The 14,968-nt window shown below is 37.3% G+C and carries 6 protein-coding genes; 4 read left to right on the forward strand and 2 right to left on the reverse strand.

Features of this window, described 5'->3' with window-relative positions; genetic code table 11:
• Positions 1-64 precede the first annotated feature (64 nt).
• Together SLH46_RS08820 and gmd are read right to left on the reverse strand one after the other, a co-directional pair.
• Positions 65-439 carry a four helix bundle protein gene (locus tag SLH46_RS08820; RefSeq protein WP_320280807.1) on the reverse strand — a complete coding sequence of 125 codons (375 nt, stop codon included), beginning with the start codon at positions 437-439 and terminating at the stop codon, positions 65-67.
• Positions 440-596: 157 nt separating this feature from the next.
• Positions 597-1,784 (reverse strand): GDP-mannose 4,6-dehydratase, encoded by a 1,188-nt coding sequence (gmd, locus tag SLH46_RS08825; protein ID WP_320280808.1) that lies wholly within the window; start codon positions 1,782-1,784, stop codon positions 597-599.
• Positions 1,785-2,094: 310 nt separating this feature from the next.
• Between gmd and SLH46_RS08830 the strand changes: the two genes are divergently transcribed.
• The 4 genes from SLH46_RS08830 to SLH46_RS08845 all read left to right on the forward strand — a co-directional run bounded on the left by SLH46_RS08830 (position 2,095) and on the right by SLH46_RS08845 (position 14,937).
• On the forward strand, positions 2,095-2,805 hold the full coding sequence (locus SLH46_RS08830; RefSeq protein WP_320280809.1) for a LytR/AlgR family response regulator transcription factor: 711 nt from the start codon (positions 2,095-2,097) through the stop codon (positions 2,803-2,805).
• A 410-nt stretch (positions 2,806-3,215) separates the two neighbouring features.
• Complete coding sequence (locus SLH46_RS08835) at positions 3,216-6,236, forward strand: right-handed parallel beta-helix repeat-containing protein (protein WP_320280810.1); 3,021 nt, start codon at positions 3,216-3,218, stop codon at positions 6,234-6,236.
• 34 nt (positions 6,237-6,270) lie between these two features.
• Positions 6,271-9,222 (forward strand): right-handed parallel beta-helix repeat-containing protein, encoded by a 2,952-nt coding sequence (locus tag SLH46_RS08840; protein WP_320280811.1) that lies wholly within the window; start codon positions 6,271-6,273, stop codon positions 9,220-9,222.
• Between the two features lie 36 nt (positions 9,223-9,258).
• Positions 9,259-14,937: a cohesin domain-containing protein gene (locus tag SLH46_RS08845; RefSeq protein ID WP_320280812.1), complete on the forward strand. Its 5,679-nt coding sequence runs from the start codon at positions 9,259-9,261 to the stop codon at positions 14,935-14,937.
• Positions 14,938-14,968 lie beyond the last annotated feature (31 nt).

A 14,968-nucleotide genomic window follows, 5' to 3' on the forward strand; every position in this document is an offset into this window, starting at 1 on the left:
GGTTGGTGAGCAGTGAGACTGTGGGCTCTGAGCTCTGAGACTTTGAGACAATGAGCATTGAGATTTAGATAGACCATTTTTCGGGATGTTTTTGCATTGAAACTAACATACCAATAATGTTTTCGTACTCCTGATCAAGCAGTGAGTGATCTTGTATCGAGATATAACGGCACTGCAGTGCAAAATCCAGCCAGTTTTGTGTTTCGGCGGCTTCCGCTTCACTTTCATTTAATTTATTCGAAAAAGATTTAGGGTATTTTCTTCTGCGAAATGCCTCTGCTGTATTGGCACAAACAGATCTGGATGAGCGACGTATTTGATCAGTCAAAGAATAAATTTCCTCTTTGGGAAATTCTTTTGTCAGTTCAAAAATCTTCATAGCCATCCTAAATGCAGCCTGATAAACTTTTAACTCTCGATGTGTTTTTATCTTTTCCATGGTTTTTGTTTAGAATTGAGATGGTGGGACTGTGAGCGCTGAGAATTTATTTAGCACGATTCTCATCTTCTCATAGTCTCATCGTCTCTCTCTCATTATCTCCTCTTCTCCCTCTCTCATTTTCTAATAGTCTCCTCTTCTCATGGTCTTTCTTCCTTTATTCAAAGTAATTCATTATATGGTAACCACCGTCTTTCAGGTAACTTTCTTTTTTCATTAGTTTTACGTCACTCTGCATCATGTCGGCAACGAGCCCCTGCAGATCGTATTTTGGTTTCCAACCCAATACAGTATTTGATTTTGTAGGATCACCAATGAGCAGATCAACTTCTGTTGGACGGAAATACATGGGATCGACACCGACGAGTTGAGAACTGTGACTGTGAGCACTGTGACTTTGAGACTGTGTGAGGCGTTCTTTAAGTGCAGGCAGGTATTTTTCTCCAACTTTTTCAATGAATAGTTTTTCATCAATCGCCGTTAACATTCCTCTTTCATTAACACCTTCACCTTCAAACGAAATCTCTATACCAATTTCAGCTGCAGCCATTTTAATAAAATCACGGATGGTAGTAGTTATACCGGTAGCAATTACATAATCGTCGGGCTGTTCTTGTTGCAGAATGAGGTACATGGCGCGGATGTAGTCTTTGGCATGTCCCCAGTCACGTTTACTGCTCAGGTTACCCATGTAAACTTTTTCCTGAAGGCCCAGTGCAATTTTCGACAGCGCACGGGTAACTTTTCGTGTTACGAAGGTCTCACCCCGCTGCGGACTCTCATGATTAAAAAGGATGCCATTACTGGCGTGCATATTATAGGCCTCTCGATAGTTCACCGTTATCCAGTAGGCATACATTTTTGCTACGGCATAGGGCGAGCGTGGGTAAAAAGGCGTTTTCTCATTTTGTGGTACTTCCTGCACAAGGCCGTAAAGCTCTGATGTGGAAGCCTGATAGATTCGTGTTTTTTCAGCTAAACCGAGCAAACGAACAGCTTCCAGTATCCGGAGTGTTCCAATACCATCGGCATTGGCAACATATTCCGGCGTATCGAAACTCACTTTTACGTGGCTCATAGCTGCCAGGTTATAAATCTCATCGGGTTGAACCTCCTGAATGATCTTGGTGAGGTTCATACTGTCGGTGAGGTCGCCGTAGTGTAAAATTAGATTACGGTTCTCAACATGCGGGTCCTGGTATAAATGGTCGATTCGGTCAGTGTTAAAAAGAGATGCACGGCGTTTAATCCCGTGAACGATGTATCCTTTTTTTAACAGATATTCCGCGAGGTAACCCCCGTCTTGTCCCGTTATACCTGTTATCAGGGCTGTTTTTTGTGTCATGTTAGTGAATTCTATTAGTTGTTGTATTTGATGTTTTTCTTCTATTCGGCTAAGGTATAAAATAGTTTAGTTTTAAGCACGATTTAAAATTCCTTTGCAAGTGCTTGTTTTATTGAGACCGTTCTTTTTCAATGCTATTTCTTTTCCTGAGAATATTTTATAAGATGAAACAATTATTGGATATTTAACTATTGTGAAAAACTTCTGTAAAATTCATACTAATAATGACCATTTGTGTCTTAATAAATAGGAAACTGCTTCAGATGAATACAATAAATTTATATTTTTGAGAAGCTAACAATTCCCAATTATGGATAAAATCAGAGTATTAATTGCCGATGATGAATGGCAGGCAATAGATTTACTTAAAAGTCTTTTACAGGAAACCGGGAAAGTAGAAGTGGTTCAGGTATTACAAGATCCTGTTAAAATTGAAAGTTTGGTTAATAAACTAAAACCTGATGTTTTGTTTTTAGATATTGAGATGCCGGGGATAAATGGCCTTCAGGTGGTTGAGAACATTAGGGAGTATAATCAGGATCTAATTGTGATATTTGTTAGTGCATACAATAAATATATTGAAAATGCCATAAAACTGAATGTATATACATACCTGTTAAAACCAGTTGACAGAAAGGAGTTAAAAGAATTAACAGACAAGTTGTCGCTTTTAAAAAGAGTAGATTTGCCCTCGGCGCACAATAAACTCAAACTCCCCATTAAAAGTGGGTATGTATACATCAAACCGGAAGAACTACTGACATTTAACGCAGAAGGCAACTACACACGCATAATGACCATAAAAGGAGAAGAATATCTGTCTTCATACAATATGGGGCGTTTATTTCAAAAGTTACCATCCTGCTTTTATCGAATAAACAGGAGCTGTGTACTAAACGGCGAGTTTATATACCGGATCGATAAAACGAATCAAACTTGTGAGGTAAGGATTGACGATAAAGAGATGGAATTTGAGGTATCATCGAGTTTTATTACCGAGTTTAATCGCAGACATAAGTAGCATTTTTTCAGAGTTTGAGTAATGATATCTGTGGAGTTCATATTTTACGCCTCTTGCTTACATCCTATTGTGCCCTGATTCATTAATTTGATTATAATTTCTCTCACCTAAAATCTTCGTTGATAAATACCTCTTTTTATTGATAAATCCCATGCCTTATCACTAAATAACGGACTTTTGTTTATATGGAATGATTCTACGTGTTTATACTAACCAATATCCATAAATTTATAATCAAAGATTGATAAAAAATAAGGGGTCTTTATAATGCCACAAGCAAACAAATAATCATCAATCTAAATTTTCTAAGCCAAACAATTACATGTTCATAACTGAATAGTGGAAGTGTTACATACATTCACGAACGGTTCATACTTAGGGATGAGGCGTTTCGGATAACCACACATTAAATGTATAAACCTAAAGCGTACAATGTGATGAAACGTTATTCTTCAATTTTAAACTCGTTATTTCGTAAGTTTTCAGTAGTTGTATTTGGAGTTACCCTGTCACTTCAATGTTTCGCAACAGATTTAAGTGGTGTAAATGATACCATTGTTTCATTAACTGTTGCCGAAAGTCCCTATTCAATAACTGGTGATGTTACTTTTAATGCAAAAGTTAATATTGAGGCAGGAGTTGTTCTTGAATTTTCAGATGATTTTATATTTCAGGTAAATGGTCAGTTAGATGCAGAGGGAACCGAGGCTAATCCTATAGTTTTCCGTTCATCTACAAGTTATCCTTTGGGCAGTGTTAAGTTAAATCCCATAACTTCGGTTTACCCGAACTACTACCAGGCTTCGTACTGGCATTTAAGTAAATTGATAGGAGGTCTGGAGATAATGAATAGCTATGAATTACGAAATTTTGAGATTTCGGAGTGTACCAGGGGTGTTATTATTCAGAACCGCAGTCAGGTTAATTTGAAAGATTTTACGATTCATGATATTCAGAAGGAGGGTATTTATTGTAATTACAACAGTTATGATGGGAATCCGGTTATTAATATAACAGGAGGAGCGCTATACAGTTGTGGTCAAGACATTTCTACAGGCAATTATTCTGCTGCACGTTTTTATTATGATGATTATAGTACAATAAATTCCACAATGCATGTCAATCTTGAGAACCTTAAAATACATGACAATGCTTATTATGGAGTTTATCTTCAAAAATATACCGGAAATATTAATGCAACGATAACAGGATGTTCTTTTACCAATAGCGCTTCCTATGCGATTTACTCATACAATGTTCCCAGTGTCAATGCTACAAAGAACTGGTGGGGAACGACAGATGGTTTAGCAATTAATAACATGCTTTATGGTGATGTAAGTTTTGCTCCTTATCAGACGAGTGATGGGGGTACACTGACAACACATATGTTACAAGGGAAATTTATGGGGAGTCAAGAATTTGAGGCAGGCAGTATTTATAGTATTGTCGGAGATTATAATTCACAGACGAGTGATGTCTTGGCTATTGCTCCCGGCACTGTCATTGAGTTTGCCGGAAATTTTAATTTTCAAGTAAATGGTCAGTTAGATGCAGAGGGAGCGGAGGGTAGTCCGATAGTATTTCGTTCATCGACTGATTATGCATTGGGTAGCGTTTTTCTGAATCCGGTAGCTTCGGTTTACCCGAACTACTACCAGGCTTCGTACTGGCATTTAAGTAAATTGATAGGAGGTCTGGAGATAATGAATAGCTATGAATTACGAAATTTTGAGATTTCGGAGTGTACCAGGGGTGTTATTATTCAGAACCGCAGTCAGGTTAATTTGAAAGATTTTACGATTCATGATATTCAGAAGGAGGGTATTTATTGTAATTACAACAGTTATGATGGGAATCCGGTTATTAATATAACAGGAGGAGCGCTATACAGTTGTGGTCAAGACATTTCTACAGGCAATTATTCTGCTGCACGTTTTTATTATGATGATTATAGTACAATAAATTCCACAATGCATGTCAATCTTGAGAACCTTAAAATACATGACAATGCTTATTATGGAGTTTATCTTCAAAAATATACCGGAAATATTAATGCAACGATAAAAAATTGTCAAGTGTCTACAAATGGAGGAAATGGCATACATATGGCTAGCTCTATTATTTCAAATTTTCAGAATTTAACATCCAACAATAACTCAGGTGATGGCATAACTTTTAATGGAAGTGGAAATTCTATACTCACAAATTTAAGACTACAAGGTAATGAAGCTACAGGTTTGTATATTAATAATGGTGGGAGTTCGCTTCAGATTACACAATCATCAATCAACACAAATTCCACTTATGATATATTTAATAATAGTACCCAAACCATTAATGCTACTAATAATTATTGGAATTATACTGATCCAACTATAATTGAAGAGCGTATATATGATCAGGTAGATAATTCTTCTAAGGGCTTGGTCGAATATGATCCTTATTTACTTGAGGAACCAAATTTTGAACCTCTACCAGCCGATTTTAATGTCGATGGTAATGTAAATGGTTATGATCTTGCTCAATTTGCCGTTGCTTTTGGTTCCACATCAGAAAATATGAATTGGAACGAAGCCTGTGATCTAAACACATCTGGACAGGTGGATGGATTTGACTTGGCAATTTTCGCTACTTATTTCGGGCAAAGTACTTTAAAATCTACTTATACACATCCCTATTATATCTTATCCAATTTAAAATCGGAGAATATTGCAAAACTTACTTTGGAAGCTGACCTGGAAACATTAAAAAGTGAAAATGAGTTTTCCGTTTTTGTAACGGCCGAAGATATTCAAGAGGCGATTGGCTTAGCTTTTAATGTTAACTACAATAATCAAATGTTTGAGCTTTTAGAAGTTGTTCAATACAATGAGATTGAAAGTAATGGCGAGAGCATTTTTTTAAGTCAAATTGATCAGGATAAGGGTAACGTCGTAATTGGTTTGGCAAGCCTTGATAATACCGTTAATGGTTTAAATGGTTCTGGTACAGTTTGCGAACTAAAATTTAAAACAAAGGACATAAAATTGCCACTAGATTTTAACTTCTCAGATGCTGGCTTGATTGCCATGGATGGAAAAACCGAATTGGAACTACAAACGAACGATTTGAGTATAAATGTAACTTCCATCGATGAATTAACAGATCTGGATGTTATCGCTCTTTCACAAAATTATCCCAATCCATTTACTGAAGAATCAAAAATTATCCTGAGTATACCAAGAGGAAACGGAGAAAGTATAAATCTGGCCTTATATGATATAACAGGGAAAAAGCTTTCAGTAATAAAAGAAGGCTGGTTGGATCCTGGAGTTTATGAATTTACAATACAGAGAAAAGACCAGAATGGAAAGCGGTTATCCGGAGGAATCTACTTTTTAAAACTTACGGAAGGAGATGTGAACCTCCAGAGAAAAGTAATAATTAGATAAACACACAATTGTACAAAAACTAAATCATCAAAATATGAAAAGAATTCTACTCATTTTATTTGTAACTACATCTGTAATTACGCAGGTTGTTGCAACAAATGTATCCGGTGATATTACAAATAACACAACCTGGACAGCAGCTAACTCACCGTATATTATTACCACCAATGTTTTGGTGCACGATACGGCACGCTTGGTTATTGAGGCAGGGGTGCAAATAAAAGTTGATGCAGGATTTCAACTTTCTGTTGATGGAGAGTTGGAAATCAACGGCACCGAGGCTTCCCCGGTCGTTTTTACCTCGAATTCAGGTTATCCGCAGGCAGGAGACTGGAAAGGGATTATATTTAATGATGCGAGTGATGAAGGACGTCAGTCGATAGTTAATCATGTAAAGATCAGTTATGTAATTCGTGGAATGACCTTTGCAGATGTAAATGTTCCAAATTATGTCGCAACGGTAAATGGGCTTGAAGTTACCCAGTTTAGTGAATATGGTATTTATACGCAGAATGCGAGTCCGGTAATCTCAGATATATTGATAACGAATACCGGTTTGCAATACCAGAAAGGAACGGGTATATACAGCAATGGAGAGCCTGCAGCAACGTTTAGTGGAGGAAAGGTCGAGAGCTGTTCTAAAGGGATTTATATCTATGCTTCTTCACCAAAGGTGATGAATATGGATATTTCATGGCATCTGAACCAGGGGATTGAGGTTTATTCACATACCTCAAATATATCACCGGAAATAACTTTTTGTACTGTTTCCGGTAATAGCGGAGATGGTATTTACTTGCATGCATACTCTACAAGTAATCCAGGGCCAAATGCTATTATCAATAATTGTAACATTATGGGTAATAACGGCTATGGATTAAAGACTTATGTTTATCAGAATGCGTCAACAATTTGGTTGGATGCTACTAATAACTGGTGGGGAACATCTGATCCGACAGAGATAAACGATATGATTTATGATTATCACGAAAATACATCTGCTTCTTATGTTGATTTTGTTCCCTTTCTAGATGCTGAGGGTGGAAATTCGTATTCAGGAAATTACAAGCTTGGTCCGGTAGAAAATGACGAGGTGTGGAATTCTGCAGCTGTATTGGTAGGAAATGTAATGGTTAATAATAATAACACGCTAAGCATAAGTGCCGGTACACAGGTAAAAGTTGATAATGATGGTAAATATTCATTCGTTGTAGACGATGGAAAGTTAACGGTAAGCGGTACCGAGGCTTCCCCTGTAGTTTTTACCTCGAATTCGGATTATCCACAGGCAGGAGACTGGAAGGGTATTGTTTTTAATGGTGCCAGTGATGATGGACGTCAGTCCACAGTAAGCAATGTCAAAATAAGTTATGTAACCCGTGGTTTGACTTTTGCCGATACTGATGTTCCGGATTATGTCGCAACGGTAAATGGGCTTGAAGTTACCCAGTTTAGTGAATATGGTATTTATACGCAGAATGCGAGTCCGGTAATCTCAGATATATTGATAACGAATACCGGTTTGCAATACCAGAAAGGAACGGGTATATACAGCAATGGAGAGCCTGCAGCAACGTTTAGTGGAGGAAAGGTCGAGAGCTGTTCTAAAGGGATTTATATCTATGCTTCTTCACCAAAGGTGATGAATATGGATATTTCATGGCATCTGAACCAGGGGATTGAGGTTTATTCACATACCTCAAATATATCACCGGAAATAACTTTTTGTACTGTTTCCGGTAATAGCGGAGATGGTATTTACTTGCATGCATACTCTACAAGTAATCCAGGGCCAAATGCTATTATCAATAATTGTAACATTATGGGTAATAACGGCTATGGATTAAAGACTTATGTTTATCAGAATGCGTCAACAATTTGGTTGGATGCTACTAATAACTGGTGGGGAACATCTGATCCGACAGAGATAAACGATATGATTTATGATTATCAGGATAATACGAGTTCTGCCAATGTTAGTTACGATCCTTACTCCTTAGAAGAAATAACATTTGTTATTCTCCCGGCAGACTTTAATGTTGACGGTAGTGTAAATGGTTTTGATCTGGCACAGTTTGCTGTAGCTTTTGGCTCTACACCTGAGCTGGATAATTGGAATGAGCCATGTGACCTTAACTCTTCGGGTATGGTAGATGGTTTTGACTTAGCCATTTTCGCAACGTATTTTGGCCAGTCGAATCTGAAATCGAGTTATACGCATCCATTCTACGCCTTGAATAATCTAAAGTCGGAACATTTAACTAACCTGAAAATAAAGGCAGAACCAACAGATTTTAGAAGCAATAACGAATTCTCTGTATTTGTAACTGCAGATGAAATAAAAGAAGCAATCGGTTTGGCATTCCAGGTGAACTACGATCGGGAAATGTTTGAATTACTTGCAGTTATTCAATACAATGATATTGAAGGTAAAGGAGAGAATATCTTTTTAAGTCAGATTGATCAGGATAAAGGACAGGTCACGATTGGACTGGCAAGCTTAGATAATACTGTAAACGGATTGGATGGTTCCGGAACCGTATGTGAATTAAAGTTCAAATCAAAAACTATAAAACTGCCATTATCCTTTAAGTTCTCAAATGCCGGACTAATGGCTATGGATGGAACTACGAAATTAGGTCTTAACACAACAGACTTCCAATTGAATTTGACTGATATTGGTTCTATTGATGAACCAGGAGTATTTGCGTTGGGACAAAATTATCCGAATCCATTTTCAGAACAAACAAAAATTCAATTCAGAATTCCGACAGGAGAAGCTAAAAAAGTAAAATTGGCGGTTTATAACCTGGCCGGTCAGGAATTGGATGTAATCTTTCAGGGAACGCTTGATCCTGGAGTCTACAATTATGAATATAGCCGATATGATGCAAAAGGCGGAAGATTACCAGGTGGAATCTATTATTTAAATCTGACCGATGGAGAATATCAATTGAGTCGGAAGATGGTGGTATTACCAAAATAATCGATCGTTAGTTAGTTCAGATTAAAATACTAAGGTATGAATTCATATATAAAATATATAAATCTATTCAGACGGAGTACGATTCTACTTATTGGATGTTTGATAGTAAGTAATCTTGTTTACGGAGAGAATTTTGGCAATGGAATAAATGGAAGTGAAGGAAATGCTGTAGAAAGTGTTTCGGTTTATTTAGATCCAATTACATACAATGCCGGACCTCTGGAAACCTTTACCGTTGATATTATGCTGGCACCGGTTCAGAATGTGATGACATTTACAACTGATTTAATGTTTAATCCTGAAGTTGTTGAGTTAACCGGTGTAACAGAAGGCTCTTTCTTAAATAATGGAGGAAGCGACCAAACTACCTTCTTAAAAACCATAGATAATGAAGGAGGGAAGTGTGTGCTAGCCATAACGCGCTTAACCAGCCCGGCCAGTGGTGTTTCTTCAACTGTGAATAAGTCGGTACTAACACTGCACTTTAAGTCAAAAAGTACAGGTACCAGTAATCTTATTCTCTCAAACACTGGTTTAGTCGAGCCTGATGGAGTAACAACAATTCCGGTTGCTACAAGTCACTCAACCGTTAATGTTGTAATGCCAAATGAATATGCCGACGTGTATTTTGATAAAACGGAGTATTATGCTGATCCGGATGAAGTGATTACCGTTGATATAATGGTTGGTCCGGTGGAGGATTTAATGACGTTTACAACGGAATTAAGTTACGATCCTTCGGTTGTTACCATATTAAGTGCAACGGAAGGTGAATTTTTAAATGAGAACGGAACTGCTCAAACCACATTTTTAAAGAATATAAACAATGCAACCGGTAAGTGTAATTTAGCTATAACACGTTTAACCAGTCCTGTAAGTGGTGTAACTTCAACTTCCTCAAACCGATTACTTACTTTGACTCTAAAGACCAATAATTTTGGAAGCTCCGAAATTATTTTGAACAATACCGGTCTTATTTTACCGGATGGTGTTTCTCAATATGTTGTAAATACAGACAACTTTATGGTAAACGTAAACATTGATGAAGATCATTCAACCGTATCATTTGATCCCGATGAGATTATCGTATTCCCGGGAGAGAATTTTCAAACATCGGTTCAGGTATCCAATGTAAATGATCTTTTTGGTGTTTCTTTCGATATAAACTTCGATCCTGCCCTTGTAAATATTAATTCCATTAGCGAGGCCATCTTTCTAAGTGAGGACGGTCAAACCAATACAGTGTTTTTAAAGGACATCGATAATGCAAACGGAAGGGCTGTGGTTGGAATTACACGTTTAAATACAACAACTGGTATAAGTACCGGCTATCCGCAGGAAATGTTTAACATTCAGTTTTCGGCAATTAATTCGGGAACCGGTAATATTTATTTATCGAATTCCGGCTTATTAGCTCCCGATGGTGTAACAACTTATCCCGTTTTAACCGAAAAGTTAGAACTTAATGTAAAATCCGATGAAGCTTTTATAAGAGGGAAAATTACAAACAGTGCAACTGGTTTACCCATTGATGGGGTTATTGTAAAAGCTTTAAATTATGAATCTTCACCATCCGATGCTGAAGGATATTATGAATTAAAAGTTGCTTATGGTTATGGTTACGAACTTATGGTAATGTCTGGTTCATATGAACCTGTAACTATTTCGGGTATTCATGTCCCTGAGTCTAATCCTGAAAAAACTGTGGATATACAGCTGACTCCTGTTCCGATAGAGTATACCGTTCAGGATTTAATGCCTGATCCCAATCCTGATGTTTCTACTGTCGTGCAGGGAGGAACTTTACATCGCTATTATCAGGTCATAAATAACTATAATGGTAATCCGCTTTCCCTTGTTCCCGTTGAAGTGGTAGGAACAAATTATTATCAGTTGATTTATTCAGATAAGAATGGATTTATTGATATTGCTATTCCCAGTCACCGGATAGGGAGTGGAGAGGTTGGTGATCAAGAAACATTTTCAATTAGTTCAGTCAATAATATAAATATTGATTCACCATTAAACTTTATAACAGAAATAGAATCGAAAAAATACTCTCGATATTATGGAGGAAGTAACTTTTTAAAATTGGGAGGTGCATTTATGTTTATTGAGGCTAGTGTAAAACTAGAACAAGGCGGAATCACCACGCTAACAGTTGATGAAGCCAACTCATTACTTCCTCTCGAGGTAAACATTAGTCGACAAGGCCGCTCTACTGGTGAAATCGGATTTAAAGTGCGTTCTCCTGGAGTTAAAACTGAACTTGGAGTAGTTTCTGCAGGCGTTGGAGCAGAAGCTGGTTTGGGTGTTGATATTACCGGAATTAAGGAAGATGAATATGTATTCCCTTATGTATCAGAAAATGACTATCAAGCTATAGCCAAATACATTTTGGTAGCCGATGGAAGTTATAAGAAACTAGATAACACATTAATCCGCTTGTTAACATTATGCGAATCTGTATTTTCTAATGATGCTACTTTATTAGAGGCAAATGTATCGGATACATGGGGAATAGAGATAGGTCCATATGCCGAAGCATCTGCTTCTGCAGGAGTTGAAGTCGCTAAAACTGTAGGACTTGGCGTATCTGCGAATGTAGGAGCAAGTGCAAATGCAGGAATTATGGGGAAATTTAATCATTTGGAGAATCAGTTCGAAAGCTCCCTTAGGTTGTCTGGGGAAATAAACATTAATGCCAGCGCAGGGCTTAAATTATCCACAAAAGAAGAATCAACTGGTAATTTTTATGATGGAGGTCTGGGCCTTTCCATAGGTATGGATGGACGTCTAGGATTGCAATTTACCGCCGTTTTAGATTATAATGATTTAACCAAGATCAAAGAATACCGAATTGCCATATTAAGTAGAAATCTATTAAATCAGTGGGAGCAGGAAATAGAGTATCGAATATCAGGCGATCAGGTAATGGAAGCTATTGCAGGTCTAACGGATGAAATCCGTAATGTCACTGATGCACCTATTTCAGGAATGAGTATTAAAGTGAATTCCAACACTTTTCAAAATATTCTTGCAAAAGTATTTAATCTAATAAATGACATCCAAACAACGGCGGATGGAAACGCTTCAGTGAGTTATGAGATTAAAAGAAGTGATTTGAGTAAAAGCATTTCTTTTAATGTAGGATTTGAGGCATCTGCAGCTGTTTTGTATGCTAATGTTGGAGCAGGAATATCGTTTGAAGAAGGAAAATCAATGATAGTAGAACGAGGGAAATGGGCATGGGGAGAACATTTCGTTAATCAAAAGTTTGATAATGTTATTCCCACTGTTCCTTTAAGTTATGAAACTGTAATGAGAGATATAATAAATGAGGTACCTAAATGGGTGAGATTATTAATGGGGGATTTTAGAGGATTATTTTCAAGAGAAAAAAGTGCTCAAGTACAATATGCAATAAGTGAAAATGGCTCTTATATTGATCTTCCGCCAGAAGCAGTTCCTCAGGATATTGATTCAGTTTCTGTTACATCCTGGTCGTGGTACGGAGAAGCTTCAGATTTAAAATCAGCCAGTGTTTCAACAAGAGTAAAAGAAATTGCGGAACAGAACCGTATGATGGCAGAGGAAATTTACGGAATGCAATATGGTATAGGTGGTTTTTATCAGTTTGAACCCTATGGAACAGAATTGCTTGACACGGCTATCCTAAATATTAAATATGATCCAACAGAATTAGGAGATATTGATGAAAACGCGTTAGGCATGTATTATGAAGATAAGGCAAATAAAAAATGGGTGTATGTTGGGGGTGTTGTTGATACTATTGACCATTCGGTAACAGCTCCAATTCAACAACTGGGTTTATTTACGCTTGCTCCATCAATGCCTTATGGTGATTTTAGTTTATATTCCAATCCGGATAGTATTTACGCGGATAGTATTTCCGTAGCTACAATCTCTAGTAGTTCAATATTGAATAATGATTCAACCGTTATAGAGGATGGAACCTTATTTACTGTTGGCTTGTCACATGGGACAGTTTTAACGTCCGATCTGGATACTTCATTCGAAGGCATTCAAATTGCTTCTTTAGACGGTGAAATTAATTTTCAGATAAGATCCAGTCATCTTGCCGGTATTGGAGAAATAAATGTTACCAGTGTTATTGGTTCTGCAAGTTCAAATTCAGAAGTAGTCTATTATGACACGATTGCACCGGCCAGACCAGTAATAAAGGATATAATTACAGGAGATGGAGAGGTTGTTCTAAACTGGTTTGGGAATAGTGAGGAAGACATTGCAGGATATGTTATTTATTATGACACTGATACCGTTGCTCCCTTTAATGGTGTTCACACAGTTTATGGTACAGAATCACCAATAATAGTGGGCACTGACTCAACTTATAATCTTTCCGGTTTATTAAATGATTCGACCTATTATTTTGCTATATCTGTTTACGATGCATCGGGGAATGAAGGACCTCGTTCTGATTATATATCCGGAGTACCAGGAAATGTGAACATGAACGTTTCACTTGAAGCCGGATGGAACATTTTTTCTGCTCCGAATTATAATAGTCCTAATGATTTGTTAGATGTTTTCCAGACGAATATAAATAATGGGTCACTGATTAAAATTCAGGATGAAGCTGGTCGATCGCTAGAAGATTTAGGTGAGTTTGGAGGCTGGACGAATAATATTGGAAATATAAGTCCTACAGAAGGTTATAAAGTGAGATTGCTGAATGAGGATCAGGTTCACTTAAATGGAAATGCAGTTGACTATCCTTTTGCAATTCCTTTGGCAAACGGTTGGAATATTATTGGTTACCCCCAATTGCAAAATACCAATGGCATAGACATTGTGCAGTCACTAATCGATGAAGGAATACTTATAAAAGTTCAGGACGAGGCCGGAAACTCTATCGAAAACTGGGGCATTTTTGGAGGTTGGCAAAACCTAATAGGAAACTTCCAACCCGGCGAAGGTTACAAAATTAAGGTAAGTGCACCGGATACTCTTTGGATACTGGAAAGTTATCCAAAATCTTTGGCAAAAGTTTCAGTTTCTGTACCGACACAACACTTTAAAACAGGTATTTCTGGCAATGGTGTAGACCATATGAACTTCAACCTGGTTGGCCTAAATGAAGATTTGTTAACTGCCGGTGATGAACTGGCCATATACGATGGTGTAAATTGTGTTGGTGCTGTAGTACTTTCTGAAGAAATACTTCGAAATGGTTTTGTTTCAATAGCTGCTTCAGCAAGTGATGATTCCGGAATGCCCGGATTTACAGAAGGTGATGGATATAAAGTGCGCATTTGGAAAGCAGATTCTGATAAAGAACTGGAACTTGAAACAACATATGTTCAGGGGGCGGAAGTATTTACCAAACATGAATCGGTTGTGTTGAGCCTCGAAAACTCAGTGCTGACAGCTATTGGTAACATGGCAAAACAAGAACCGGCCAAGGTAAGCTGTTTCCCAAATCCATTTAAAAATGAGCTTACAGTTGAAATTAAGTTGCCGGAAGATTGTCGAACAAAAGTGTTTGTTGTAACCCAAACCGGGCAGCGCATTACCCAACTACTGGATGATGCGAACCTTAATCGAGGGATCCATCAGCTAAAATGGAATGCTAAAAATGGTAAGGGAGGAGAAGTGGCTCCGGGTGTTTATCATATCGTAACAGACATAAATGGAATTATTTATAAAAATAAGGTTGTACTTACTTATTAATAATAAATTATTGATTAATTAAAATTGAAGA

It is taken from the genome of Draconibacterium sp. IB214405, assembly GCF_033963885.1.
Lineage (GTDB): Bacteria > Bacteroidota > Bacteroidia > Bacteroidales > Prolixibacteraceae > Draconibacterium.